This window comes from Paenibacillus alvei DSM 29 (genome assembly GCF_000293805.1).
Classification (GTDB): Bacteria; Bacillota; Bacilli; order Paenibacillales; family Paenibacillaceae; genus Paenibacillus_B; species Paenibacillus_B alvei.
Genome location: NZ_AMBZ01000006.1, coordinates 247,489 through 273,983, shown reverse-complemented (window position 1 = coordinate 273,983; position 26,495 = coordinate 247,489). Strand labels below are relative to the sequence as shown.

Below are 26,495 nucleotides of genomic sequence, written 5' to 3'. Positions count from 1 at the left end.
TTGCTGTTCGAAGAAAATAATGTTGTAGACTCGGAAGACAAAGTGTTAGATCGTGTAAATAATGTTATAGACTCAGAAAGTATAGTATTAGACTGACGATGCGCCATTACGCTAGCGGACAGGAAAATGAATGAATTTACGGGCAAAATGAATCATCCAACATTTGCGATAATGAAAGCGCAAGATCTTGAAACGCAATTTCCCCTATACTAAAAATGCAAATTTGACTGGCAATTCGTTGTGACGAAAAAATGGGGGAATGAGCATGAATAACAAGGTGGAAGGATTGTTAACGAACACAGATTTTCGCAGGCTCTGGATTGGGCAAACTGCATCACAGTTTGGGACTCAGGTTGCATTATTAGGAATGCCATTAGTGGCAGCTCTCTATTTAGGGGCCAGTCCCATGCAAATGGGGTTGCTTGGTTTTGCCGAGTATGCGCCATTTATTATTTTCGGTTTGATCGCTGGTGTATGGATAGACAGATTTCCCCGGCGACCAATTCTTGTCGCCGCTAACTTTTTCAGGGGTGCAATACTGCTCATTGTGCCGCTGACAGCCTTAGCTGGATTCCTGAATATGACAGTTCTATATTTGGTAGCCTTCATAGTGGGTATCTGTACTGTCTTTTTTGATGTTGCCTATACATCCTTTTTGCCTTCCATTGTGAGGAAGGAGCAGCTTATTGATGGGAATAGCAAACTAGAGACAAGTAAATCTACCGAAAAAATTGCTGGGCCAGGTTTATCAGGTGGATTGGAACAGTTAATCACCGCTCCTTTTGCAATATTGTTCACGTCGGCATCCTTTTTTGTATCCGCTGTGTACATAGCCCGGATTCGCAAGTCGGAGACAGTCGTGACAGATGCGAAAAAACAAAAAAACATATGGCTGGAAATGAAAGAAGGTCTGCATACGGTTTACACAAAACCGTTGCTGTGGGGAGTGGTGCGCTGCTCAACAGTCTTTAACCTTTCCTGGAATGTTATTTTTAGTATTTATGTTCTATATGCATCGCAAGAACTCAAAATCAGTGCGAGCATTCTCGGCATCATTTATGGAACGCTAGGAGTAGGGTACCTATTTGGCTCTCTGCTTGCCCAAAGGGTTGTACGTCGTTTTGGAGTAGGTCCAACTATTGTGGGTTCCGCTACGATCGCAGCAAGTGGCGGTTTGCTTGCTCCATTAGCAGTAGGATCAGAATTAAGTATTGCGTTGATTATGATGCTTGGACAGCTTCTTTTCGGAATGGGAGTCTCAATGTTTAGCATTAGTACCCTCAGTTTACGTCAAGTAATTGTACCCGATGCCCTGCAAGGGCGCGTGAATGCTACATTTCGATTTATCTCGTGGGGTTCTTTACCGCTTGGTTCGTTAATTGGAGGGATGATAGGGGGGGCAATGGGGTTACGGTTCGCTTTATTTGCGGGTGGCATTGGATTGTTAGCTTCGGCTTGTACATTACTGTTCACCCCATTTTTACAACTACGTGTGAAATCATTTCATGAATTATCATTGGAAAAAGATGTGCCTATAAAGTGCTAAGGAGTGCCGGTCTACTCCTTTATGATCACGAAACACTTGCATGTATTAGCATGAATGTACAGAATTGTCACAATATCGTAGCTTAATAGGGTCATACGTGGTAAAAATAGGCTTGTAATTACGGTACAATAAGGAAAAAACGATGTTGGTATCGTATTGTGGAGGCCAGTATGAAGAGAATACTCGTTAGCAGTGCAATTGCTATCCTGATGGTCGTTCTAGTCGCCTGCGGAGGCAAGCCCAAGCCAAATGATTATGACTGGAAGGTTGCTTCTTTTGAGGCAACGGATCAAGATGGGCAGCCTTTTAACACCGAACAAATGAAGGGCAAGGTATGGCTGGTCAACTTCGCATTTACAAGCTGCAATACGGTGTGTCCGCCAATGACCTTCAACTTAACGCAAATTCAAGACAAATTAAAAGAAAACGGAATCCAGGATATACATATTTTGTCATTTAGTGTTGATCCTTCGATTGATTCGCCAGAGAAGATTAAGAAGTTTCTTGGCAAATATAAAGCCGATACAACGCATTGGCGTTTTGTTACAGGCTATGATCAGGCAGCCATTGAATCCTACAGCCGTGAGACGTTCAAATCACATGTGCAAAAGGTAGATGGAGATGATCAAGTGAATCATCCAACTTCTATTTTCCTCGTTGATCAAGAAGGAACGGTGCTCACGCGCTACAATGGATTAGAGCCGCAGGAGGATAAAATCATCGAAGACGTGAAATCTTTGTTGGATTGATGGGTGGTTATGGAGGTAGAAAAGTGATGAGAAAAAGAATTGGGATCATTGGGCTGGGGGACATCGCGCAGAAAGCGTATCTTCCTGTGCTGGGTCAATCTGATCGTATTGACATTGTAGGAATGATGAGCCGAACAAAATCCACGGTAGATGCGGTTGGCCAGCGATATCGAATGGAAGGCAGATATACGGAGCTGGAACCATTACTGGATCAAAAGCCTGATGCCGTATTCGTTCATACGCCTACCCCAACGCATGAAGAAATCGTAATCACTTGTTTACAGCAGGGGATTCATGTGTATGTGGACAAACCATTGTCCTATGACATAGAGGCATCGACGCGGATGGCTAAAGTCGCTCAGGAACAGGGACGTCTGCTAGCTGTCGGTTTTAATCGACGGTTCGCTCCGATGTATACAGAAGCGAAGAGATGGATCGATGAGGCAGGAGGGTTCGACCTGTGCATTTCTCAAAAGCATCGGACAAGACAGCAGCAGATGAGTGCAAAGCATACATTGTATGATGATATGATCCATATGTTGGATCTCATGTTATGGCTCGGCATGAAACCGCATCAGCTCGCTTCCTATGTCGAGTCGCAAGACGAATCAGGGAAATTACTGCATGCAACGGGAAGCTTATTGTTCGATCAAGCCACTGCAATATTCAGTATGAATCGCCGTGCTGGGGTAGACCTAGAAAAGGTTGAGCTGCATGGGGGTGGACGGACTGTTGAAATTACGAATCTGGAGCAAGCAGTATGGCATGATCGAACAAACGGCCAGCAGGTAAAACAGTTCGGAAGCTGGGAGTCTATTAGCTATCGTCGCGGCTTCCACGGCATTATTAATCATTTTCTCGATTCCATTGATATGCCGGAGCAATGCACTATACGCGCAGATCAAGTGCTGGCCTCGCACGAGCTTGTCGAGACATTATGTGCGAGGAACAAGAAACTTTGAAAGGATTTACATCAAGTTACATTACATTTCATTGTTTGTTTCATTTACATGTTTTTTGGATAAAAAGAGAGTAGAAGGACGAAATCATTCATGATCAACTAGGTTGTAGTGAACGTGGTACGCTCACGGAAAGGAGCCGCGTATGATGAAACTTGTACTTATCCGACATGGTCAAAGCATTTGGAATTTGGAGAATAGATTTACAGGTTGGACGGATGTTGACTTGTCTGAGCAGGGTCTAATTGAAGCGAGACAAGCAGGAGAAATTTTGCGCAAACATGGATTTGAGTTTGACACGGCCCATACTTCGGTCTTGAAGCGGGCGATCCGCACACTGTGGATTGCACTCCACGAAATGGATCAAATGTGGATTCCGATTCATCATACATGGAAGCTGAATGAGCGGCATTACGGCGCATTACAGGGTCTAAATAAGGCAGAAACGGCAGAAAAATATGGGGAAGAGCAGGTTCATCTCTGGCGCAGATCCGTTGATGTCCGGCCGCCTGCTTTGGAATTGAATGATCCCCGCTATGAAGCCGATGACCGAAAATATGCAGCATTACAACCGGGACAGTTTCCACTGACAGAGAATTTAGAAGATACTGAGAAGCGTGTGCTCGCTTATTGGCATGAGTCCATTGCCCCGGCTATTCGTGTAGGGGAACGCATCATCATCGCCGCTCACGGCAATACGCTGCGGGCGCTTGTAAAGTATTTGGACAACATACCTGCTGACGGCATTGCGAATCTGAACATTCCAACGGGAACACCGCTTGTATATGAGCTTGACGAGAAGTTAGCGCCAATCCGGCGCTACTATTTGGGGCTGGATGGTGAAATCCCTACAGGAATCATTCCTGAACACATTTAGAATACGGAAGATCAGGGAGAGCTGCGATAGAAGCAGCTCTCTATTTGCTTAATTTTTGTATGTAAGACACTCATGTTGATATTCCGATGCACCAAGTGTAAAGTAGAGAAACAATATTATTTTCCTGTCTACTTAAGGACAATTACCGAAGGGAGTTACATACATGGAACAACGTACACTAGTTTTTGTTGGTTCGTATGCAGAAGCAGATTCTTCTGGACTATATGTATATTCATTTGACGAGAAGTCTGGACAGCTCACGAAGCTGGATGACGTGTCGGGACTGAAGAACCCGACATTCATAAATGTCGATATCGATCATAAGAAGCTTTATTCAATTGGGGAATGCGCTGCTGAAGATGGTACGAAGACAGCGGAAGCGGTTAGCTTTGCAATCGATACAGATTCAGGAAAGCTGACACAGTTGAATCGCGTTTTTTCACTTGATGCTCCTACATGCCACATCCAGCGCGACTCGAACAGCCGTTATCTAATCGTATCCAGCTATCATGGTGGTCGTATTGGATTGTTGGCGCTGGAGGAAAATGGACAGGTAGGTCGACAGCTCGATGTTCAGCAGCATGTTGGTCAAGGGCCTCATCCGAATCAAAATCAGGCACGTGCACACTCTGCCTTTTTCAGTCCAGACGAGCAATATGTATATGTGTCCGACTTGGGAAGTGACCGCGTGAAGTGTTATTCGATTGACAAGCAACGCAATGTATTGGTTCCGCAAGGAGAATATGAAGTTCCAGCAGGCTCCGGGCCGCGTCACTTGACCTTCCATCCCAATGGGCGATTCGTTTATGTGATTAATGAACTGAACTCGACGGTAAGCGTATTTTCTTATCATTCGGAAAATGGAGAGCTTCGACCAATTGAGACTGTTTCTACACTGCCTGCGAATTATGATGGCGAAAACGGATGTGCCGAGATAGCCATTTCTGAAGATGGAAAATACCTGTACGGCTCAAATCGTGGGCACGATAGCATCGTTGTATACGCCGTTCACCCGGATACAGGAAAGCTGACGACTATAGAATATGTGTCTACAGAAGGAGGGCATCCGCGTCACTTCGCTTTGACACCAGGAGGTTCCTATTTGCTTGCTGCGAATCGAGATTCAAATAATATTGCAGTGTTCCATGTAGATAGAGCCACTGGGAAAATAGCCTATACAGGGCATTCCGTACAAGTTTCCAAGCCTGTATGTGTGAAGCCTGTGTACGTGAACAGCTAATTTTCAATATACAGCATGGTTGAAGTCAATAAAGCCGGCATTCGCTTAGCTGCGAGTACCGGCTTTTTACATTCGGCAGAATTACAATACGGAGCGGGATGGTGCGGCTTCCGTTATTGCGGGCGGAGAGGGGTGGTGAGCACGCCGATCACTCATAAGGAACGCCCATACACCAATGATAAGCAGGAGACAGGCGATGAGTTGGGTCATTACTAACGTTTCCCCTAAGAGCAGCCACGCCAAAATGATAGAACCAACGGGTTCGCCAAGCACACTCATTGAAATGGACGTAGCGCTGATGTACTTCAGGAGCCAGTTAAACAGCATATGTCCGAGTACAGTTGGGATGATGGCCATGCATGCAAATAAAATCCACTCTTTTGGTTCATAAGCAGTGAAGGAATATCCCGCAGAAAGGTTATATGCAGCCAATGCTAGACCAGCAACAAGAAATACCGTGAAATTATAAACATATGAAGAGACGCGCTGGCGCAAATCCTGTCCTAGCAGCATATGGATGACTACGGCTATCGTGCCAAGCATGGATAGGATGTCACCGTACAACGCTTGACCGGATACAGCCATGTCTCCCCATCCAATCAGCATCATGCCGCATAGAGCGATCCCTACGCCTACTAATGCAGGAGCTGTTGTTTTCTGTTTAAAAAACCAGAACGATCCTGCCATAACGAGTATCGGTTCTAAGGCAAGCAGCACCGTCGAACTGGCTACGGTTGTATAGCGCAGTGATTCCATCCAGAGCAGAAAATGAAGTCCCAGGAAAAAGCCTGACAGGAATAGGAGCACCCAATCATTACGCTGGACAGAACGCCACTCGGAACGGTATGCCCACACCCAAGGAAGCAATACAATGTTGGTAATTAGGAGACGATACATGCCGATAATAGAAGCTGGTGCATTTGACCACTTTACAAAAATGGCAGAGAAAGAAATTGCGATCATACCTACAATGAGCAAAGCATACACTTGCGATGTTTTTCTTGATGACATAAGCTAAAGACACCCCGGAATATGAATGAATTGGCAATCACAATGAGCAAGTATACACGAATTGCAGTCAACTTGAAATATAAAGTCTATAGTTAATTGCAAATAAGGGCTGAGGAACATAATGATGTTCTTCAGCCCTTATCGGTACGATATTCGTTTATCGTGAAATGTGATGAAGCTGTATTATTTAGCTGGCTGCTGCACTTGCAATTGATCAAGACTTGCAAATTCATATCCCTGTTGGCGAGCGCCATCAATAATCGCACCCAGTGCCCCGGCATTATCCTTCGATATAGAGTGGAGCAGAATGACCGCACCCGGATGAAGCTGCTTGATGACCTTATCATACGCGTAGCTCGTTCCACGTTGGGCATTGACATCCCAATCCAGATAGGCCACTGACCAGAATACATTGGTATACCCCATATTTTTCGTTATAGCTAGTGTTCGGTCATTAAATATACCGCGTGGCGGTCGTAAATAAGGCATTTCCTTTACACCAGTAATCTCAGTGACAGCTTGTTTGACCTTATCCAGCTCTGTACGTATTTGCTCATCAGATTTCGTTGTCATATCTGGATGGCTCCATGAATGATTTCCGATGAGATGCCCCTCTTGAATCATTCGTTTCAGCAATTCAGGTTGTGTTTTTACATAATGTCCTGTAACGAAGAAGATGGCGGGAACTTTCTTGGCCTTTAAGGTATCAAGGATTTGTGCCGTGTATCCATTTTCATAACCGTTATCGAAGGTTAAATAAATCATTTTTTGTTTGTATCGCCCAAAAAAATGGCTCCATGCTTCTCGATAGTCGGTTTGAAGCCTTCCTCGTCAATTGAAGGAAGCTTGCCGTTCACACTCTTCTTGAATCCAAAGTGATAGGCGGGGCTCTGCCCAGCGAATGCGGTCGTATGGATGCTTGCTGCGAGCAAACAGAGAAGAAGAGCGGCAATTCGTATGCGTTTCATATGCAAATATACTCCTTGATGTTAGTTGGTATCAATCATGGACTACTATTCCATATTTGCAATGATCTTATACGTGAACAGAATTGCAATTCTTTCGCTATTTTACTTTTTAATTTTTTGCAAATTATTTGGAGCGGCCTTGCTTCAGCTTTGCTATCTCTTCCGATACGACGAATGCAAGATCTTCGTTATTATACATCGACAATACGGCGAACAAAGTCTCATCTGGGATCGGCCCCGCCTCTTCCTTCGGTACGGTAAGTTCAATGGCCTGCTGCAATGGATAGTTGTCGCCTTGCTTCGGGTATGCGCGATGATAGAGTTCGGCAGGATCAAGATTATGGTTTACACACCACTGGGCAAAAATAAGAATCATCATTTGTTCATCACGTTCATAATTGTCGATAATTTGCTGTTCTACTTGATTACGAGTCATTGAGAAATCTCCCTTACATAGATTCATACAGCTTATTATAACGAAGATGAATTGCGATTCTCAATGCTCTAGCGCAACAAGGGGCTAGAAAGAGTCTGATATGTAGGGACGGAGCCTAGGGATTAACTGCTCAAGAACCTTGATGCTGCTGAAATCACCAGTAAGGATCCCGCACTCATACAATTCGAGTGGCTGCTGATAACCAAGCAGTAAAGCTGTCAATGATCGAATGTCTACATAGATATTGTTAATTGTGCTGAGTAATGGGTTATTTTGTGAGTCATTTGGAGAGAGTAATGTTGCGTGCCCCTCCTGTAAAAGAATTGAAATATTATTCCAAGGTGCATGAACATCGCGAATGCTCAAAATAATGGGTTGGTGTAAGGAAACGGGAGCAAACTGATAATGTTCTAGAAACGAAGCAACATCAACTATTCTTGCCATGAAGTTCGGATGCAGCGTACGTGGAATTCGTGGATTGTCAAGGGCAAACAGAAGCCGTTCATCCTGGTTAAGGCGCATCTCTACTTGTTTTGCCATGGAATCGTGCTGGCAAATATAATTCCACAATCCGATTCTGGATTCTGGTGTAATGCACATGAATTCCCTTACTTGCATCACAGAGTTGTTCATCGTGTACAACATATATCCTTGAGGTTGCGAATGTTCGTCATAATATACTGCCGCAGTATGATTATCATACAAGTCAAGCCACCATTTTCTATCTCGCACGAGCATGCCAGCATGCCGGAAAGACCATGCTTCATATACGTCTTCGATATCCGGAGAATGTGTCTCCTTGTAAAAGCGGCGAACCACACCACTCGGCTCATGCTGGAATGGAATCAATTCATGGTGTGTAAATTGGCATGTCATCCGATCGCTGCAAGCCTCCCAACCTAATTTGCGATAGAAAGGGAAGGAAAAGGGATTGAGCATGGATAGGGACGTTCCTGCATCTCTCATCACTTGTAAAGAATAAAGCAGCAGTTCCTTTGCGTAGCCTTTGCGCCGATATTCGGGATAGGTCGCCACTCCGGCAATGCCGCCCATTTTCAGCTTCATTTGTCCTAGATAGATTTCAAAAGGAATGATATGGAGCTTTGCAGCGAGGCGACCTTGATCGAATATGCCATATACGTCATGCTGCTCCAGGTTTTGAAGACGTTCATTGTGCTCTTCTTGTTTTATTTTGTATTGAAAAGCATATTCGGACAATGAAAAGGTTTCCCATAATTGTTCCTTATTCAAACGAACGATTGACATGATGCCCCCTCCTGGAAAGATGATTAGGTTGCGGTATACGATCTATTGTAAATGAAATGGAAAGGGATGCAATGGAGAAAAGAAATATATTTGAATTTGGTATATATATGCAAACAATGAAAAGTTTCATGAAAATGAGATATATCGTATTGCTCAAATTTAAAATCTCGATATAATGTAGACAGGGCATGTGAATAATTAAACAACATGCTACTATGTAGTTTGAATATGGATCTTCAGGGCAGGGTGAAATTCCTGACCGGCGGTATGGGCGTAGCTGCCCGAGCCCGCGACTCGCTGTTCGCTTATTTGGTTGTTTGTAACGGTTAAGCGGAGAACGGAAGAACAGCGACTGACTTGGTGAGAAGCCAAGGCCGACGGTATAGTCCGGATGGAAGAAGATCTCGCACACGTTGTTTGGAACAACTGCATACAACAGGTCTAATGCGAATTTGTCTCTTCTGCATGTCTAGATCCGATATTCAACAACCTCGGAGGTTATTGAATATGGAACATCGTATCGAGGCCGACACACGAATGAACAGCTCCCGCAAAGGAGTATGGTTCGTCGCGATGGGAGCGGCATTGTGGGGTATTGGCCCACTGTTCCGGGTATGGGTAATGGAGTCGATGACTTCTACTCAGATCGTATTGATTGAGCATCTTATGCTCGCACTGTATGCGATCCCGGTATTATGGATTCACCGGAAGGAACTGCGCAACTGTACATGGAAGCATGTACTCGCACTGTTGTTCCTGTCATGGGGTGGCTCTGTCATTGCCACAATCATGTTCACAGAGGCATTTGCACACGGTGATGCGAATGGCGTACTGCTGCTGCAAAAGCTTCAACCGGTCTTTGCGATCATTTTGGCAAGATTGTTATTGAAGGAGACGCTGCCGCGTCGGTTCTCTCTTTTGCTTCTGCTTGCCATTATCGGTACTTATTTATTGACTTTTGGATGGTCTTTGCCAATTGGGCACTATAATGAAGTGATTGGCTATAGCAGTATTTTGGCACTAGGGGCAGCATTCTTGTGGGGCGGCTCTACCGTAATGGGTCGAATGCTTCTCGACAAGATGGAATATGAGACCGTTACATCTCTTCGATTTGTAATTGCGCTCCCGCTGCTTATTGTGTTAACTTCAATCGAGTCGCCAAGCTGGAATTTTGCAGCCTCAGAATGGGGAACACTTTCGTTATATATTTTCTTGCAGGCGCTGCTTCCAGGACTAGTAAGTCTCTTGCTCTATTATCGCGGTCTATCCAGTACAAAGGCTTCTTACGCAACACTTGCGGAGTTGTCATTTCCATTGGTAGGGATGCTAATGAACTGGATTGTGTTCCATCAAGTAGTCACGGGTGCACAAATTACTGGTTTCGTTCTCATCTGGATCGCGTTGTATATCGTATCAAGACAAAATTGACAGACAATAAGGGGGCACAGCATGTGATCGGCTGTCGCTGCGAATTTGTCTTCTGAACATAAACGTAATCACATAGAACCCATCTGCAATGCCCCTGAACGCATTGTAGAAGGGTTCTATTGTGTTTTCAGAAGAAAGAATTGATCGCGATCAGGATGATGATAACGCCGCTAAGCACAGTGCTGAACTGTCCTACTGTGTACCGTCCAATTCGAATATTGGCCAGTTTATGACCAAGCAATGCGCCAGCCCATAATGTAACGAAGCTCCCAATTGCTGCGGTCAATGATATGGCAAGCGGAGACAATCCTATTAGTCCGGCACTAAGACCATTTGTCAGCGCATTGGCAGACAGCGCGACACCAAGAATAGTTGCTTCCCACAAATTAATCGTTCCTGATTTATCCTTATCTGCTTCTTCGGGCTTCTGCAGCATGCGCTCCAACGCATAACCAGAATTTTCTTCACCACTTGCTTTCAGGACTACTGTAGCTTCTTCCTTCGTATTCCCATGATGAGAAGTGAGTAAGACGATGCGCATGCCAACCACGAGCAAAATAAATGCCGCTAATAGAGTTGGTAATATACCTGGCAGTACCTTAGATATCCACTGGCCGAACATAAGGCCTGCCATGCTAAAGATAAAGCAAATGATTGAAATAAAAGCATTAGATAAAGCTCCAATCTTTATTTTCCGAATGCCGTAGGAAATTCCTACTCCTAAGTTATCTATACTCGATGCGACTGCTAATCCTAGGATCATAATCCACTGCATGCTGAACCTCTCCCTTGTTACTTTCGTACTTATTCAAACGATGAGTAATGGATTGACGTTCCTCTTATTCGTGCAGCATCTGCAGCACGGTTTCTCTGGTAGGAACGAATACTTGCTGATACTTACTTCCTGCCGGGTAGGGAAACGGAGATTTCAAATGGCATTCTCCTAGCTGGAATTTGCGTTTGGTGATCTCATCCACATAGAACACATTCCGAAACACTACTGATGCGCCATCATCGTAATGAACTTGAGAACATTTCAGGCAGTAATACATAGCTGTTCAACTCCTTATTGTGGGTATGGTTCGGTGCTGCTTGCAGCACTGTTGAGGTATCATATGTCACGATGTTGAGAGTTGTGATAAGGTATCGATCGAAATGTTGAAAAAAATTCAACAGAATGCGGTTGGCTTACGCATATGATCAATGGCATGTTGATGAAATACTGCTTGGTGTACGGAATGATCAGGTATTGGATTTGGTCTGCGGCCATCGTCCCGTTCGTTTTGTTCGCTTTGACACAATGGAAGATAAAATTATGGGGTAGGCAAGGCGAACCCGTGCATATACTGGTCATAATGAGAGCAAGGATTGCAAGTGATCAAGACAGGAGGTGAAGGCCATCGTACAGAGCAATCCACTGGGTGATATACTGAAAAAGTGCATGAAAGAGCAATCACTCTCGATGCGCAAGCTGAGTGAACAAACTGGAATGGATACAGCAACAATTTCTCGAATTATTAACGGTAAGCAGCCTGCCAAAATTCATCATCTCACTTCATTCGCCAAGCATTTATCCATTCCCGTTGAGCAATTGATGGAGGCCGTCGGCGTTGAATTCGGCAAGCTCGAATCGGTTCCTGTGGAGCCAACTGGCGATGAACTAAAGGAAGATACCATTCAATTTATAGTCAAGTCGATACAACTGCTCGATTATCCATTTACGAAGGAGCATGTCAGGCAGGAGCTGGATAAATATGAGCAATATGCACAAACCGATGAAGGTGACCGGATGATTCGCGACAATTTTCATGCTAAGGTTAAAGAAGTGAGCGGGTGGGGCCCCTTCATTGATCAATTGCATGATGCTTACGAGCAATATTGCAGCGATCAAGCAACGAGAGAAGAGCGGGCTATTTTAGGGAGTGCGCTGCTGTATTTTATTTTATCAGCGGATATCATTCCAGATTATCTGTTCCCAATCGGATATATTGATGACGCGATGGCTGTGCAGCTGGCAATGGAGAGATTATCTGACCTTCAGGCTTCTCAGCGTTTAGCAGAAAAATAGGGGTGTTCCAGGTCGCAATTTGACCGGAGCACCCCTAGCCTTGTTGCATTCTATTTGGTCGATTGACTAAGAAGCAAGCCTAATGAAGAACGAAACAATCGAATTTGCCTTACGCTCTTGACATTGCATAAGGTAATGCGGATTCATCATATTGCTGCTCATGCGGCTCCTCTGCCATTGTGAAGGACAAGGCAGCTCCATCCTTTAATTGTTCGTGGTCAATATACAAATGGGACACTTGCTCACCATTTACACGCACACCAGCTACATATTTAGCTTCGGCAGAGTTGTTAGGTGCCTCAATGACAATTTGTTTTCCGTTGTCCAGGTTGACAGTCATCTTCTTGAACAATGGCGTTCCGAACACGTACTGTGGAACACCAGGCGTAAGAGGGAAGATGCCCATTGCGCCAAATACATACCAAGCAGCTAAACTGCCGTTATCCTCATCGCCCGGCAAGCCGTCAGGACGAGCGCTGAACAGTTCATCCATTGTCTTGCGCACCCAATGCTGCGTCAAGGAAGGGTAACCTAGAGCGGTATATACGTATGGGATATGGAAGCTTGGTTGATTACTAATCGCAAATTGACCGAAGTCGATTGCAGCCATCTCTGACATCTCATGAATTTCGAAGCCATAAGAGCCAACCTTGAACTCTGGATCCGCAGCGAACAATGCATCCAGTCGTTCTTTCAATTGCTTGCGTCCGCCGATCAAGTCTGCTAACCCAAGAAGGTCGTGCTGTACGGCCCAACTGCTCTGCCATGCCCCGCCTTCCGTATACGGGCCGCCCCATTCTGTAGCATCGAACGGCTCAAGCCAGCTTCCGTCTTCCAGCTTGCCGCGCATGAAGCCAATCGTTGGATCGTACAAGTGCTTGTAGTTGCGAGCGCGCTCCATCAGCTGCTTATACTCTGCATCGCGTCCCAAATGCTTGGCAATTTGTGCGATGCAGAAGTCGCCATATACATAGTCAAGTGTGTTGCACACACTCTCATGTGTATGAATATCAGCAGGGAGGAAGCCGTGCTTCAAATACTCCTGCATTCCTTTACGTCCTACACGATGATCATCAGCAACGGTCATCGCATGCTTCAGCAAACCTTCGAACGCAGTAGCCACATCGAATCCGGTAACACCCTTGGCAACAGAGTCTGCGAAGCTGACATCAATGAGCGTGCCTGGCATCATGCTGCGTTCACCCGGGGAAGCCCATTTTGGCATCCAACCGCCTTCTCTGTATGCATTGACCCAGCCCTGCATCATTTCGTTCATGAAGGACGGGTAGAGCAGGTTGTACAGCGGGAACGATGTACGATACGTATCCCAGAATCCGATGTCAGCGAAGAGCGGGCCTTCTTCAATTTTGCCATTGTAAGGACTGAAGTGGATTTGCTTATCATTCGCATCAAATTCATGGATTTGATGTGGGAACAGGGAAGTCCGATACAGACAAGTATAGAACGTGTCCAGCTTGTCCTTGTCATCGCTTTCGACTTGAATGACGCTTAACTGCTTTTCCCATACATCTGCTGCCAGCTTCTGTACTTCATCGAAGCTGCGCTCGCCAATTTCTCGATTCAGGTTAATGAAGGCTTGTTCTTCACTGATGAAGGATGTACTTACCTGTACGTGAACAACACGATTGGCTGGCACTTGCAGTCCTACATATGCGCCAAGGCGCTCATCTGTACCTGACAACCCTGCAACAGGCTTCGACTCATGATTTGTCAATCCGCTTGCCTCAGCATCGATTGGGCAGTCGAATTTCACAACGAAGTACATGCGGTAGTTATCGGGAGTTCCTCCAGCCTTAGCTGTCGTATAGCCCGTAAGTGTGCCATTCTTCGGATCAATCTTCATCGCGGATTCACCAGGGAATGGTGACAGAATCAACCGGGATTGCTCCAGGCGATCGAACGTCAGGCGCATGCTTGCACAGCGCGTCGTTGGAGCCAATTCCAATGTAGCTTGATAGCGCAGCATCCGAACTTTGAAATAATCAGGGCGTACAACCATGTCCTGTCTGCGGAAGGAGGAGGAACGCTCAGGCGCCCAAGCCTTCAATGGTCCGGATTGCGGCATGAATGTCATATGCCCGTAATCTCCGATCCAAGGACTCGGTTGGTGCGTAAGTCGGATTCCTTCGAAACGATTATGGTTTGGATTGAAGAACCATCCGCCGCCAGCTTCCGTCGTTTGCGGACTCCATGCATTCATAGCGAAAGGCAGGGAGATGAGCGGCAATGTGTTGCCGTTAGAATAAGGATATATCGAATCCGTACCTTGCAATGGGTTTACGTGAGATAGCAAGCTCATTTATTTTCGCTCCTTTGTACTTGTTGTGCGCTGTTTTTGCAAATTACAATCGTGACAGACACATGTTCTTATTTTTTAAAATGTTATATTGAATATGACTTACATAATGTATTATATGATATAAATCTCTATCTATCCTATCATTATTTTAAAAAACCTCTCAATTTTTGTGTTAGAATGTGGTTATCAAAAGGATGCTAACAGCAGGAGGTGTGTGCATGTTCCCGTACAATTTGCAAGGTGATAAGGAAATCTATAGTGATTTTCCGTTCACGCTGAAGATTCATCATCTTCAAGCCTCGGTTCCTGCCCATGTACATCAATTCATTGAGTTTACTTATGTCATAGAGGGAACTGGCATAGAGATGATCAACGGAGTGGAGAAGCAGTTGACACCAGGCACATTTACTCTCGTATTCCCTCATCAAGTTCATGAGCTAGCTATACAAGAAGGGGATGAGCTGCGGCTCTATGTCGGGGCAATCGGATTGAAGGCGTTTTTTGGTGCGGGGGAATCTCTCTTGGCCCTGCACAGTTTGCTGAAGGGAGCAGAGGGAGACAAGAATACAACCTATCATTTGGATTCGAGCACGTCGAACCGAATTCACTTGCTGCTGCAAGACATGTATGAGGAAATGCAAGAACACAAGCCTTGGAGCCGGATGATATACCTTGCAAAGCTTACCGAGTTATTTGTATGGTTCGACCGATACCGGATTGCCCACTTGAATGAGGGTTCCCATATTGAGGACGATCATTTGCGGCGGGGAATGTGGGAGGTTGTCTATTATGTGTATCAAAATTTCAAAGAGGAGATTACGCTGGAGTTTCTTTCCAAGACATATAATTATAGCTCCTCTTATATTAGCACTGCCTTCAAGCAGTTGGTCGGCGAGAACTATTATTCCTTCTTGGAGCGGATTCGAATTGCACACGCGTGCAATCTGTTGATCAGTACGGATATGAAAATAACAGATGTAGCGTATGAAGCAGGCTTCCGATCTTATCCTACCTTTATTCGGGTATTCCAGAACCGAATGGAGATGAGCCCAACGACATATCGCAGGAAAAATCATATTGCACTATTGTCTTCCTAAAAATAAACAGGAGCTTCTTTGAATTCGTACGAAATGTACGGTCATTGAAGAAGCTCCTGTCGGTGCTGGTTTACAACCTTTATGATAGACAAATGCAGCTCTAGTCGCTATATGATTCGAATACAGCATTCGGATTCAGCAACAGTATGGCCATTTCTGAAAGAAACAAACGGCTCTTATAGTCGAAGCTTGATCGACCGCTTATATAGCGGATAGAGCCACTTTACGCCGCGAGGGGTTAAGGTGTCCGCAAGGAGATGGGAACCATATCCGAGCAGCGATACGAGAGCAACTCCTTCGAGCTCCAAATGCTGTTCTAATCCCCAGCCAATCGCTCCCCATAGCAGCGCAGCCCAGATTGTATGGGAGAGGCCGCGATGATTCAGCCACGGAACCCAGCCCACGAAAATTCCCAGTCCGATAAGCCAGCCCCAGCCCAGAAGCACACCGCCTATGAGCATAGCTCCTCCGACACAGCTGATGATAATGTTGCGAATTAATCCTTCCTTCGCTACAAAACCGAGCAAAAGCATAACAATGGTTAGAACGATTGCCTCCTGACTCAGCGATCCGCTCGTCGCATATAGATAAATAGCTCCTGCCACACAGCAGACGCCAAGCCACATGCATAAATTATGTACCCGTTTGGCTGCTTTGCCAATTCGTCTGCTCAGTATACTCGGTCCATCCAAATCCGCGCTGAGCGCAGACAATGCAGCGACAGCAAGGTAAATGGACGCATTCTGGATGGAGAATGGGTAATGCGCCGCAGCAGCGGCACCAATGGCCACACCGATACTAAGGTGTGTTGATCCTTTCATACATACTCCTTTCTAATGTACACAATCGACTTGTTTATACAAACGTATGTTTGCAAATCTATTATATCGTTAATAATAAAAAATTAAATGTATGTTTTTTCAAATGAGAAATTGAACATTTATGGAAACAGTATTACAATCAAAGCGAGCGTTGCTTTTTCTGCCTTATACATGAACCTACTACTCATGAGAGAAGGAAAGGGAATCCAATGATTATGAACCCGACTCGTATCGAAAAAGACTTTTTAGGGGAGAAAGAAGTACCAGCCGAAGCTTACTACGGCATTCAAACGCTTCGCGCCGTAGAGAATTTTCCAATTTCGGGCACGCGGATGAACAAGGAATTAATTCGTGGCTTGGCCATTGTAAAGAAAGCTGCCGCCATTGCCAACATGGAGGTGAAGCAACTTCAAGCAGACACGTGCAATGCCATCGTACAAGCCGCGGATGAGATCATTAATGGTCAATGGCATGAACAATTCATCGTCGATCCGATTCAAGGTGGAGCAGGAACTTCGATGAATATGAATGCAAATGAAGTCATTGCGAATCGAGCACTTGAGTTGCTGGGCAAGGAAAAGGGCGATTACGCCAGCCTTAGCCCGAACAATCATGTCAATCGTTCTCAATCGACGAATGATGCGTTCCCAAGTGCCATTCATATTGCCGTATTAACGCTCGTAGATAAGCTCCTTGTCGTGATGAAAGATTTGCACAGCGCATTCTGCAGCAAGGCGAAGCAATTTGACCATGTCATTAAGATGGGACGCACACACCTTCAAGATGCAGTTCCGATTCGATTGGGCCAGTCGTTCGAAGCATATAGCCGCGTATTGGCAAGAGACATGCATCGCATTGAGCAATCGAAGCAGCATTTGTTTGAGGTTAATATGGGGGCAACTGCTGTAGGCACAGGCTTGAATGCGGATCCGCGATACATTGAGCGAGTGGTCGAACTCCTGGCGGAGATCAGTCAGCTGCCGCTCGTCCATGCAGAGCATCTTGTGGATGCGACACAGAATACGGACGCTTATACAGAAGTATCTGCTGCGCTCAAAGTGTGTATGATGAACATGTCGAAAATGGCCAATGACCTACGTCTGCTTGCATCAGGTCCACGCGCCGGATTTGGCGAGATTCGCTTGCCAGCCCGTCAGCCAGGTTCGTCTATCATGCCAGGCAAGGTGAACCCGGTTATGTGTGAAATTGTTAACCAGGTTGCCTTCCAAGTTATCGGCAACGACCATACGATATGCTTGGCATCGGAAGCGGGGCAGCTTGAGTTGAATGTAATGGAGCCTGTACTTGTATTCAATTTGCTGCAATCTCTGAGCATGATGCACAATGTATTCACAGTGTTCCGCACACATTGCTTGGAAGGAATTGAAGCCAACGAGGAGCGTTGTCGTGCGTACGTGGAGAATAGTGTAGGCATTATTACGGCATTAAGCCCGCATCTTGGTTACGAGGTATCTGCCCGCATTGCACGGGAAGCTACAGAGAACGGCAAATCCGTACGCGAGCTGTGCTTGCTGTATAACGTTCTGACAGAGGAAGAGCTCGACACCATTCTGGATGCGTATGAAATGACGAAGCCAGGAATTGCAGGTGCAGCCTTATTTGATCGGGAATAGCATATAGATTCAGGGTGAATGAGGGGCATCTCTAGCGGGATGCCTCTTTTTTCATGTTTCGATGCATACATTTTACTTTGACATAAGCAGCTATCTGATGATATATTTTATCGGCTTAAATATTTATAGAATGTTGATTGGAAAGGGATGTACTGGAAAGTGACAATTAGTCAAGACGAGAAGCCGAAATTGATTCCTACAAAAATTCTGAAATGCAGAAATCCAGAGTGTAAAGCATGGGTAAGAGACGAGTTCTCCTCCGATGAACAAAGTTGTCCGTTATGTAAAGGTCCAATGATTCGCAGCATTAAGCATTTGCCTGCCGTTCAGAATAAAATAAAGCGTCAACCTAAGAAAAAGAAAGAAGAGCTGTGGTAAGCAAGCGAACCTGCACTTACATATAGCCTCTATGTAAAAAGAGCCTCTGTAAAGATAATTTCGGTGGAGCCGTTATTGTTTTTGCAGCGGCTCTTTTGCTATGTGGGATGAAGGAGTGCGATATTGCGAATAATAGACCGAAAGTTTATATGCTTTAATATGTCTATTTGTAAGGAGTAGATGCCGCAATGTCAGAATCAAATTCACCCCATATTCCTCAGCCGAAAACGTTTGGTCTGCTGGGGAATTTACCGCAGTTGAATTTGGAGGCGCCTGTTCAATCTATGGTGCAGTTGGCTGAGGAGTATGGCCCTATATTTCGCATTGATTTGCCGGGGAGAAGTGAAATTTTTATCTCTGGCCATGAATTGGTGAAGGATGCGTGCGACGAGTCACGCTTCGATAAGAACGTATGGGCACCCTTGCGCAGTGTGCGGGCATTTACCGGCGACGGGTTGTTCACAAGCGAAACAGCAGAGCCGAACTGGCAAAAGGCTCATCATATATTGCTGCCGAGCTTCAGTCAGTCGGCTATGCGCGGTTACCATGAGATGATGGTCGATATTGCAGTGCAGCTTATCCAAAAATGGTCGAGGCTCAATCCGGATGAAAGTATCGATGTACCCGAAGATATGACACGCTTGACACTTGATACAATCGGACTCTGCGGTTTCAATTATCGATTCAACAGCTTCTATCGCGATCAGCCCCATCCGTTTATTACAAGCATGGTTCGCGCTCTAAGCGAAGCGATGCATCAGCTTCAGCGCCTCAATATCCAAGATAAGCTCATGGTAGTCACGAAGCGGCAGTTTCACCATGACATTCAGTTCATGTATTCGCTCGTAGACAAAATCATTGCAGAGCGGAAGCAACAGCCGGAAGAGGCCGGACAGGATTTGCTGAGTCATATGTTAAGCGGAAAGGATCCTGCAACTGGAGAGTCATTGGATGACGAGAACATCCGCTATCAGATTATTACGTTTCTTATCGCGGGTCACGAAACGACAAGCGGCCTGTTGTCGTTCGCCATCTATTACTTGCTGAAGCATCCCGCCTGCTTGCAGAAGGCTTACGAGGAAGTAGATCGAGTGTTGACGGATCCTGTTCCGACGTATGCACAGGTGAGACAATTGCCATACATACGGATGATACTTAATGAATCTCTTCGCTTATGGCCGACCGCCCCGGCATTCTCGCTATTTGCGAAAGAGGATACGCTGCTGGCTGGCAAGTACCCGCTTGCGAAGGGGGAGAGTGTGAATGTGCTTGTGCCGAGGCTGCATCGAGACAGTGCTGTATGGGGAGAAGATGCAGAACAGTTCCGTCCCGAGCGCTTCGAGGATCCGAGCCAAATTCCTCATCATGCCTACAAGCCTTTCGGCAATGGCCAGCGCGCTTGTATCGGCCAGCAGTTCGCGCTGCAGGAGGCTGCGCTCGTTTTGGGCATGGTGCTCAAGCATTTCGAAATTATCGATCATACCAACTATCAACTAAAGGTGAAGGAAGCCTTGACGCTGAAGCCTGACGATTTTCGGATTCGCATTCGGCAGCGGAAGAAACTAGGGGCTGTCGCTTGGTCTGAAAAGGGAGCGGCGGCTGGTGAATCAAGAGAGCAGGAACATGTTCAGCAAGCTCCATTAGCCGAAGCGCACGACACTCCGCTTCTCGTCCTATACGGATCCAATCTCGGAACGGCCGAAGGCATTGCCCGCGAGCTGGCGGATGAAGGACGGTATCAGGGATTCTTCAGCCAGGTCGCCCCACTGAGTGATTATGTGGGCAAGCTCCCAAGAACCGGGGCCGTTCTCATTGTGACCTCATCTTACAATGGCAAGCCGCCAAGCAATGCACAGACATTCGTGGAGTGGCTGGAGCGATTAGATGATGGTGAGCTGGAAGGGGTTCGCTACTCTGTATTCGGATGTGGAGATCGCAATTGGGCTAGCACCTATCAAGATGTACCGCGATTCGTAGACGAGCAGATGCAGAAAAAGGGCGCTGAACGGCTTATGATGCGTGGGGAAGGAGATGCGAGCGGAGACTTCGAGCTCAACGTCGAAAGCTGGCGTACGAAGCTGTGGCCGGACATGATGAATGTGTTAGGGTTGCAGCCGACCAAGCAATCCGAAGGTGCTCGCAGTACACTTACTGTCGAATTCGTGAAGGATTACGCAGGCAGTCGCCTGGCCCAATCGTATGAAGCGGTTCATGCTGAAGTAGTTAGCAATTGCGAACTGCAGCAGGAGGGGAGCGGACGCAGTACCCGCCATATCGAGATCGCACTGCCTAATGGAGTCACCTATGAGGAAGGCGATCATTTGGGCGTGCTGCCGCGTAATCACGCTGCTCAGGTTGGGCGCGTGCTGCGCAGATTCGGGCTAAACGGCAGTGATCATCTCATCGTCAATGCAAGCGGACGCAGCGCGGCTCACCTGCCTACAGGCCAACCTGTCAGCCTGTCCGATTTATTAAGCCATAGTGTAGAATTGCAAGAAGCGGCGACTCGAGCTCAACTGCGCGAATTGGCGTCTTATACGGCGTGTCCGCCTCATAGGCGTGAATTGGAATCACTTCTAACCGAAGATAAGTATGTAGCTGAGGTGTTGCGCAAACGGGTATCCATGCTTGATCTGTTAGAGAAATACGAAGCTTGCGAGATGCCGTTCGAGCGGTTTTTAGAACTGCTGCCTCCGCTTAAGGCTCGATATTATTCGATATCCAGTTCACCCCGCATTCAGGAGAAACGGGCGAGCATCACGGTTGGGGTTGTGCGCGGCCCGGCGTGGAGCGGCAATGGTGAATATCGCGGAGTTGCATCCAACTACTTGGCTGCTCGGGAAGCAGGGGACTCGATTCTGATGTTCGTCCGAACACCTGAATCGAGATTCCAGCCCCCAGCCGATCCTGTCACGCCAATCATTATGGTCGGTCCTGGAACCGGAGTTGCACCTTTCCGCGGTTTTTTGCAAGCTAGACAGGCGCTGCAGCAAGAAGGCAAATCGCTTGGACAAGCCATTCTCTATTACGGCTGCCGCAATGAGGCGGATTATTTGTACCGCGAGGAACTGGAGCGATATGTACAAGATGGAATCGTGATCGTACATACTGCCTTCTCGCGTAAGGAAGGTGAGGTCAAAACATATGTCCAGCATCTTATCGCGCAGCATGCGGAACAAATCATTGAATTACTGGATCAAGGAGCCCATTTGTACATCTGTGGAGATGGAAGCAAAATGGCGCCGGATGTAGAGGCAACTTTGCGGCAAGCTTACCAGACCGTGCACCGCGTCCATGAGCAGGAGGCGAAGCAGTGGCTGGAACGCCTACAAGCAGAAGGTAAATTCGCGAAGGATGTGTGGTCGGGGTTGTAACGTCTTTAGCTGCAGTGGCTCTGGCGACGTTCATAAGAAACACGGCATTTTATCGGATGGATAGGAATATGCACAGTGGAAAGAAACAACTTGCAATGACATGGAACGGCGGTGTTGTCGTCTCATGTCATTGCTTTTTTTTTGCAGAAAATGCTTCAAAATGTTCTTTCTCAACTTGTTAATTGTTATGGTATTATATGGATGTGAAATTTAATCTTAAAAACGAAAAAGGAGGACTGGAGTTGACTGTACATCATATAAAAAGAACGTTAATCGCTGGCGTGCTGCTTGGGATTGCTTTGCTGGGGTGGAATGTTGGTCTTGATGATGCCGCCGCCGTTGCGAAAACAAAATATGCAGTTCAGCTGGGAAATGTAACTGTAGCACAGAATGAGGTGTTCAATGAGCATGGCATGATCCTGGTTCCATTGTCCGCAATAAAGGGTTCGATGGGGCTAGACATGTCCTATGCGTTTCAACCGGGATTATATGATTACCATGTATACGCTATGCCGCAGAAGACCAAGACAGTCGAAGTTTGGGGGAATGACTATCGTGGATATTGGGTCAGCACACATCCGAATGGCAAGCAGGATTACGAAGATTACACCCATGTTTATCAACCGGATCAGAAGTGTGCTCCAGAGTCGGATGTCTGTGAAGTATTGAAGGAGACATACCGCGGTCCTATGATCCGAGACGGTCAATTGTATGTACAAGTACGTTGGATAGCGAAAGCATTTGATTGGAAGTTAGCAATCATTCCGGATGGAGAGGAGCAATTCTTGATTAAGATTACATCAAACACAGAAGGGAGCTAATGCATGGAGAAACGAGCAACAAGGCCAGTCAGAATGTTAACGTTCATCTTGAATCATAAACTTATCTCGTTTTTGTTGATTGTGCTGTTAGTTAGTTTGAACGTGTTTATTTTCACAAAAATCTCATTTATCTTCTCTCCATTCATTATTTTCATTAAGACAGTTCTGTTTCCAGTGCTATTAGCAGGTGTGCTCTATTACTTGCTGAATCCGATCGTTGATTTTCTGGAGCAATGGAGAATCAAACGATTCATATCCATTCTCATCCTTTATATTCTTATTATCGGCATTATTACGGTCGTCGTTCTTGCTGTTATTCCTGTCATTCGGAAGCAAGTGATTGACTTGATAGCCAACGTCCCAGGGTTTAGTACCCAGATTGAAACGTTGTTCCGCGACATGATTGGCAGCGAGTTCTTCAACCGTATCCAGCAGAGCATCGATATTAATTCCAGCAACTTCGTAAGCTCCTTATCCGAACGGGCAACTTCACTCTTAAACAACACATTCAATGGAATCGGCGGATTTCTAGGTGCAGTCACAGAAACGATTCTCGGCCTTGTCATCGTTCCATTCGTTCTATTTTATTTACTGAAGGATGGCCGGAGGCTGCCTGAGTATATCCTTACATTCTTGCCAACTTCGCTGCGCAAGCAATCACATCAAGTGATGTCCGAGATGAATAATCAAATCAGTTCCTACATACGGGGTCAAATTATTGTAAGCTTCTGCATCGGCATATTATTGTATGCGGGCTACTTAATCATCGGGCTTGAATATTCATTAATTCTAGCAGTAATCGCAGCTTGTACGAGTATTGTGCCGTACTTGGGTCCTGCGATAGCAATCACACCCGCCCTAATCGTCGCGCTTGTCACTTCACCAATGATGTTGCTGAAAATGATCATCGTCTGGACGATTGTCCAATTGGTGGAAGGGAAGCTCATTTCGCCGCAAATTATGGGGAAGACACTTCACATACATCCGATTACGATCATTTTTGTCATATTGACAGCCGGCAACCTGTTCGGTGTAGTGGGTATTATTCTGGCCGTGCCTGGATATGCAGTGCTTAAGGTTGTTGTGACGCATTTATTTGATTGGTTCAAGCGTCGCTCTAATCTCTATGACGATCATCTTACGATGTAAGTCGACTCTGCAGATTAGGTATTTAATAATAATAATGCAGCGCCATTTCAACGCTCGTAAGCGATGAGATGGCGCTGTTTTTTGATTGCATTGTTTATACGCATCACGCGAGATAATAGTAGTAGATGCACCGCAAAATCCTGATGTTTCTAGTATTGAATCTTATTGATATTTATCATTTCGGGAGGAGACCAGTTCACATCTACCTATTTGTCAAGAAGAGAAAGATGAGAATTTTATAATGCTGTTCTAATAGATTACAAAAAGTAAGAAACGGCGGTGATCCGCCTTCTTCCTAGTAAATGGTGGATAAAAATCATGTGTTATGGTTGTTACGTCGCTGGTGACCGCAGCACACTATCCATTATTCTAGGAGATGAGAATATTGTTTAATAAAAAAAGTTTGGAAAAATATTTGTATGTGTCACATTAAGCTTGTCCTTCGCATTGTCAGCTGGTGCAGTAATGCCAGTCCATACAGTTAGCGCTGCTTCTACATCACAAAGCTCAAAAGCAGACAAGATTATAGCAACAGGAAAAAATACTTAGGTGTTAAATATAAATTCGGTGCGAAAGCAGGAAGCACATCTGCTTTTGATTGCTCCTCGTTTACTCAATATGTATACGGCAAATATGGCATTAAACTTCCACGTACGTCCAAGAAGCAGTCCACAGTTGGCGTTGCAGTAAGCAAGAACAATATGAAAAAAGGCGATCTTCTCTTTTTCTACTCACCGGTACATCATGTCGGCATCTACATGGGTAACGGAAAAATCCTGCACACATACGGCAAAGGCGGGGTAAGAATCGACAACTTGAGCAGTTGGAAATCACGCCTCACGAAAGTTCGCCGCGTGATTTAATTGGATAAATGAATGAGACAAGCCTATAGCGTGCATGGGAATATGCGGCTATAGGCTTGTTGTATGTTCTGAGGACTCATGCAAGTACGGGATGCTTACAAGAAATGTACTTCCCTGGCCAACGGTGCTCTCCACTCGAATCCGGCCTTGATGCTGCTCGACAAGTTCTTTAGCAATTGACAAGCCAATGCCTGTCCCTCCTGTTACCCTTGAGCGTGCCTTGTCAACACGATAAAACCGATCAAATATTTTGTCCAGTTCTTCTTCGGGAATGCCAATTCCAGAATCTGACACACGAAGACATGCAAGTTCCTTTTCTTGAAAGACGGAAACTTCAATCCAGCCAGGATCATTTGTATACCTCACGGCATTTTCGATAAGGATAACGGCAACTTGGCGCAATTGTTCCTTATCACCAGATACATAAGTATCCTTGTTCAGATGAAGCTTTAAGGTGATATGAGAATCAGGTTTCCATAATTGTTTGATTGCATCTCGTACAACGTCGGTGAGATTTACTTTTTCCTTTGGCGGGGCGTTATTGCCCGAACGAGCTAATGCCAGCAATTGAACGATAAGGCGCTGCATACGCTGGCTTTCTTGATCCAATGAATGAAGTGATTTTTGCAGCACTTCTGCGTTTTGGTTGCCCCAACGTTTTAGCAGTTTCACATGCCCACGAAATGCGGTCAGCGGAGTACGGAGCTCGTGGGAAGCGTTCGTTACAAAGTTCATTTCCCGTTCAATCAGTTCCTCATGCTCATCCAACAGCTGATTGAGACGCTCCGCTAACTTAGTCAGCTCCATAGGTGTCTCAGGGACATATACCCTTTGCCTTAAATTCGGTGCGTTCTTCATTTGGACGATCGAATTCATTATGCTGAATAAGGGAGAGAGATTCCGGCGTGTAATGTGATAGATCAGCAACGATCCTACCGATGAGCTAGCTAATGCAGTAATGAACAGGACTTTGATAATAATAAGCAAAATACGCTCAATTGAATGGAGCTGTACATGAATATAAATTTTCCCGACCTGACCATTCGATTGATTCCATATGACATCATCTTGAATAAATAATCCGAAGTCTTTATTCCACTGAACAGCTTCCAACCAATAGTATCGAATCTTTTGTTCGGTAAGAAAATCTTCATCCCAGTTGCGGGTTTGAGCTAGTACACGCCCATCAAAGGACACAATTTGCACATCATAATTTGCATGATCGGGGTACAGCAGCTCATCCAGCAAGGATTGCCAATCTACAAATCCCTCCTGAATGCTCTCCCTCAGCTTGCGTTCAACTGCGAACAATTCCTGCTTAGAGTCCTGAAGTAAAAAGTGAGTTACTGCACCCATAATGCATATCCCAATAAGCAGGATTACAGCTAATAGACTTAACACATACCAGATCGTAAATCGGAACATTAGCGTGTTGGAGGAGTGCTTCATTTTCTGGATTAACGATTTGAACATGGACATTTCATTGATCC

Annotated in this window: 20 protein-coding genes, 3 pseudogenes and 1 riboswitch; of the genes and pseudogenes, 14 read left to right on the top strand and 9 right to left on the bottom strand. The window is 45.7% G+C overall.

The window, feature by feature from the left end:
• The first annotated feature begins 265 nt into the window (after positions 1 to 265).
• The 5 genes from PAV_RS20500 to PAV_RS20480 all read left to right on the top strand — a co-directional run bounded on the left by PAV_RS20500 (position 266) and on the right by PAV_RS20480 (position 5,371).
• A complete protein-coding gene (locus PAV_RS20500; protein ID WP_005549486.1) occupies positions 266 to 1,546 on the top strand; it encodes an MFS transporter in 1,281 nt (426 codons plus the stop codon).
• Between the two features lie 170 nt (positions 1,547 to 1,716).
• Complete coding sequence (locus PAV_RS20495) at positions 1,717 to 2,295, top strand: SCO family protein (RefSeq protein WP_005549484.1); 579 nt, start codon at positions 1,717 to 1,719, stop codon at positions 2,293 to 2,295.
• A gap of 26 nt (positions 2,296 to 2,321) precedes the next feature.
• Positions 2,322 to 3,257, top strand: a complete 936-nt coding sequence (locus PAV_RS20490; protein ID WP_005549483.1) for a Gfo/Idh/MocA family protein — start codon at positions 2,322 to 2,324, stop codon at positions 3,255 to 3,257.
• A gap of 142 nt (positions 3,258 to 3,399) precedes the next feature.
• Positions 3,400 to 4,131: a 2,3-diphosphoglycerate-dependent phosphoglycerate mutase gene (gene gpmA / locus PAV_RS20485; protein WP_040736350.1), complete on the top strand. Its 732-nt coding sequence runs from the start codon at positions 3,400 to 3,402 to the stop codon at positions 4,129 to 4,131.
• Between the two features lie 163 nt (positions 4,132 to 4,294).
• The gene (locus PAV_RS20480; protein WP_005549481.1) at positions 4,295 to 5,371 is read left to right on the top strand and encodes a lactonase family protein; all 1,077 of its coding nucleotides are present in this window, start codon (positions 4,295 to 4,297) and stop codon (positions 5,369 to 5,371) included.
• Positions 5,372 to 5,452: 81 nt separating this feature from the next.
• Here PAV_RS20480 and PAV_RS20475 read toward each other — a convergent pair whose 3' ends face one another.
• The 4 genes and pseudogenes from PAV_RS20475 to PAV_RS20460 form a co-directional block, all read right to left on the bottom strand.
• Entirely contained in the window at positions 5,453 to 6,382 is a 930-nt protein-coding gene (locus PAV_RS20475) for a DMT family transporter (RefSeq protein ID WP_005549480.1), read from the bottom strand.
• 183 nt (positions 6,383 to 6,565) lie between these two features.
• A pseudogene (gene pdaA, locus PAV_RS20470) lies at positions 6,566 to 7,350 on the bottom strand (delta-lactam-biosynthetic de-N-acetylase).
• 124 nt (positions 7,351 to 7,474) lie between these two features.
• Entirely contained in the window at positions 7,475 to 7,786 is a 312-nt protein-coding gene (locus PAV_RS20465) for a hypothetical protein (RefSeq protein WP_005549474.1), read from the bottom strand.
• 84 nt (positions 7,787 to 7,870) lie between these two features.
• Complete coding sequence (locus PAV_RS20460; protein ID WP_005549473.1) at positions 7,871 to 9,052, bottom strand: GNAT family N-acetyltransferase; 1,182 nt, start codon at positions 9,050 to 9,052, stop codon at positions 7,871 to 7,873.
• Between the two features lie 228 nt (positions 9,053 to 9,280).
• Positions 9,281 to 9,459: riboswitch (FMN riboswitch) on the top strand.
• 100 nt (positions 9,460 to 9,559) lie between these two features.
• Between PAV_RS20460 and PAV_RS20455 the strand changes: the two genes are divergently transcribed.
• Positions 9,560 to 10,480 (top strand): DMT family transporter, encoded by a 921-nt coding sequence (locus PAV_RS20455; protein ID WP_005549472.1) that lies wholly within the window; start codon positions 9,560 to 9,562, stop codon positions 10,478 to 10,480.
• Between the two features lie 127 nt (positions 10,481 to 10,607).
• Here PAV_RS20455 and ytaF read toward each other — a convergent pair whose 3' ends face one another.
• The gene (gene ytaF / locus PAV_RS20450) at positions 10,608 to 11,255 is read right to left on the bottom strand and encodes a sporulation membrane protein YtaF (RefSeq protein WP_005549470.1); all 648 of its coding nucleotides are present in this window, start codon (positions 11,253 to 11,255) and stop codon (positions 10,608 to 10,610) included.
• 172 nt (positions 11,256 to 11,427) lie between these two features.
• Positions 11,428 to 11,532: pseudogene (locus PAV_RS37710) on the bottom strand (DUF3973 domain-containing protein); the annotation flags it as partial.
• Between the two features lie 347 nt (positions 11,533 to 11,879).
• Between PAV_RS37710 and PAV_RS20435 the strand changes: the two are divergent.
• Positions 11,880 to 12,548: a DUF1232 domain-containing protein gene (locus tag PAV_RS20435; protein ID WP_040736443.1), complete on the top strand. Its 669-nt coding sequence runs from the start codon at positions 11,880 to 11,882 to the stop codon at positions 12,546 to 12,548.
• 109 nt (positions 12,549 to 12,657) lie between these two features.
• Here the strand turns inward: PAV_RS20435 and PAV_RS20430 are convergent, their stop codons facing one another.
• Complete coding sequence (locus PAV_RS20430) at positions 12,658 to 14,868, bottom strand: GH92 family glycosyl hydrolase (RefSeq protein WP_005549465.1); 2,211 nt, start codon at positions 14,866 to 14,868, stop codon at positions 12,658 to 12,660.
• Between the two features lie 218 nt (positions 14,869 to 15,086).
• Here PAV_RS20430 and PAV_RS20425 point away from each other — a divergent pair, with 218 nt between their 5' ends.
• Complete coding sequence (locus PAV_RS20425; RefSeq protein WP_005549463.1) at positions 15,087 to 15,965, top strand: AraC family transcriptional regulator; 879 nt, start codon at positions 15,087 to 15,089, stop codon at positions 15,963 to 15,965.
• 176 nt (positions 15,966 to 16,141) lie between these two features.
• On the opposite strand, the gene PAV_RS20420 is transcribed toward PAV_RS20425, so the two are convergent.
• The gene (locus PAV_RS20420; RefSeq protein WP_005549462.1) at positions 16,142 to 16,786 is read right to left on the bottom strand and encodes a metal-dependent hydrolase; all 645 of its coding nucleotides are present in this window, start codon (positions 16,784 to 16,786) and stop codon (positions 16,142 to 16,144) included.
• A 215-nt stretch (positions 16,787 to 17,001) separates the two neighbouring features.
• Here PAV_RS20420 and aspA point away from each other — a divergent pair, with 215 nt between their 5' ends.
• The 6 genes and pseudogenes from aspA to PAV_RS33665 all read left to right on the top strand — a co-directional run bounded on the left by aspA (position 17,002) and on the right by PAV_RS33665 (position 25,005).
• Positions 17,002 to 18,420 (top strand): aspartate ammonia-lyase, encoded by a 1,419-nt coding sequence (gene aspA, locus PAV_RS20415; protein ID WP_085981378.1) that lies wholly within the window; start codon positions 17,002 to 17,004, stop codon positions 18,418 to 18,420.
• Positions 18,421 to 18,579: 159 nt separating this feature from the next.
• Positions 18,580 to 18,798 (top strand): cold-inducible protein YdjO-related protein, encoded by a 219-nt coding sequence (locus PAV_RS20410; protein WP_040736347.1) that lies wholly within the window; start codon positions 18,580 to 18,582, stop codon positions 18,796 to 18,798.
• 188 nt (positions 18,799 to 18,986) lie between these two features.
• A complete protein-coding gene (locus tag PAV_RS20405) occupies positions 18,987 to 22,172 on the top strand; it encodes a bifunctional cytochrome P450/NADPH--P450 reductase (protein ID WP_005549459.1) in 3,186 nt (1,061 codons plus the stop codon).
• Positions 22,173 to 22,414: 242 nt separating this feature from the next.
• The gene (locus tag PAV_RS20400) at positions 22,415 to 22,993 is read left to right on the top strand and encodes a hypothetical protein (RefSeq protein ID WP_005549458.1); all 579 of its coding nucleotides are present in this window, start codon (positions 22,415 to 22,417) and stop codon (positions 22,991 to 22,993) included.
• Positions 22,994 to 22,996: 3 nt separating this feature from the next.
• Positions 22,997 to 24,142 carry an AI-2E family transporter gene (locus tag PAV_RS20395; RefSeq protein WP_005549457.1) on the top strand — a complete coding sequence of 382 codons (1,146 nt, stop codon included), beginning with the start codon at positions 22,997 to 22,999 and terminating at the stop codon, positions 24,140 to 24,142.
• A 411-nt stretch (positions 24,143 to 24,553) separates the two neighbouring features.
• A pseudogene (locus PAV_RS33665) lies at positions 24,554 to 25,005 on the top strand (C40 family peptidase).
• A gap of 48 nt (positions 25,006 to 25,053) precedes the next feature.
• On the opposite strand, the gene PAV_RS20390 reads toward PAV_RS33665, so the two are convergent.
• Positions 25,054 to 26,484, bottom strand: coding sequence for a sensor histidine kinase (locus PAV_RS20390; RefSeq protein WP_005549455.1), 1,431 nt, complete (start codon positions 26,482 to 26,484; stop codon positions 25,054 to 25,056).
• Between the last annotated feature and the right edge of the window lie 11 nt (positions 26,485 to 26,495).

Excerpts from the sequence above, each read along its gene's own strand:
- aspA (WP_085981378.1), top strand. The coding sequence starts at position 17,002 with ATGAACCCGACTCGTATCGAAAAAGACTTTTTAGGGGAGAAAGAAGTA.
- PAV_RS20420 (WP_005549462.1), bottom strand. The coding sequence starts at position 16,786 with ATGAAAGGATCAACACACCTTAGTATCGGTGTGGCCATTGGTGCCGCT.
- PAV_RS20460 (WP_005549473.1), bottom strand. The coding sequence starts at position 9,052 with ATGTCAATCGTTCGTTTGAATAAGGAACAATTATGGGAAACCTTTTCA.
- PAV_RS20500 (WP_005549486.1), top strand. The coding sequence starts at position 266 with ATGAATAACAAGGTGGAAGGATTGTTAACGAACACAGATTTTCGCAGG.
- PAV_RS20465 (WP_005549474.1), bottom strand. The coding sequence starts at position 7,786 with ATGACTCGTAATCAAGTAGAACAGCAAATTATCGACAATTATGAACGT.
- PAV_RS20395 (WP_005549457.1), top strand. The coding sequence starts at position 22,997 with ATGGAGAAACGAGCAACAAGGCCAGTCAGAATGTTAACGTTCATCTTG.
- PAV_RS20390 (WP_005549455.1), bottom strand. The coding sequence starts at position 26,484 with ATGTCCATGTTCAAATCGTTAATCCAGAAAATGAAGCACTCCTCCAAC.
- PAV_RS20490 (WP_005549483.1), top strand. The coding sequence starts at position 2,322 with ATGAGAAAAAGAATTGGGATCATTGGGCTGGGGGACATCGCGCAGAAA.
- PAV_RS20425 (WP_005549463.1), top strand. The coding sequence starts at position 15,087 with ATGTTCCCGTACAATTTGCAAGGTGATAAGGAAATCTATAGTGATTTT.
- ytaF (WP_005549470.1), bottom strand. The coding sequence starts at position 11,255 with ATGCAGTGGATTATGATCCTAGGATTAGCAGTCGCATCGAGTATAGAT.
- PAV_RS20455 (WP_005549472.1), top strand. The coding sequence starts at position 9,560 with ATGGAACATCGTATCGAGGCCGACACACGAATGAACAGCTCCCGCAAA.
- PAV_RS20480 (WP_005549481.1), top strand. The coding sequence starts at position 4,295 with ATGGAACAACGTACACTAGTTTTTGTTGGTTCGTATGCAGAAGCAGAT.
- PAV_RS20475 (WP_005549480.1), bottom strand. The coding sequence starts at position 6,382 with ATGTCATCAAGAAAAACATCGCAAGTGTATGCTTTGCTCATTGTAGGT.
- gpmA (WP_040736350.1), top strand. The coding sequence starts at position 3,400 with ATGATGAAACTTGTACTTATCCGACATGGTCAAAGCATTTGGAATTTG.
- PAV_RS20495 (WP_005549484.1), top strand. The coding sequence starts at position 1,717 with ATGAAGAGAATACTCGTTAGCAGTGCAATTGCTATCCTGATGGTCGTT.
- PAV_RS20405 (WP_005549459.1), top strand. The coding sequence starts at position 18,987 with ATGTCAGAATCAAATTCACCCCATATTCCTCAGCCGAAAACGTTTGGT.
- PAV_RS20430 (WP_005549465.1), bottom strand. The coding sequence starts at position 14,868 with ATGAGCTTGCTATCTCACGTAAACCCATTGCAAGGTACGGATTCGATA.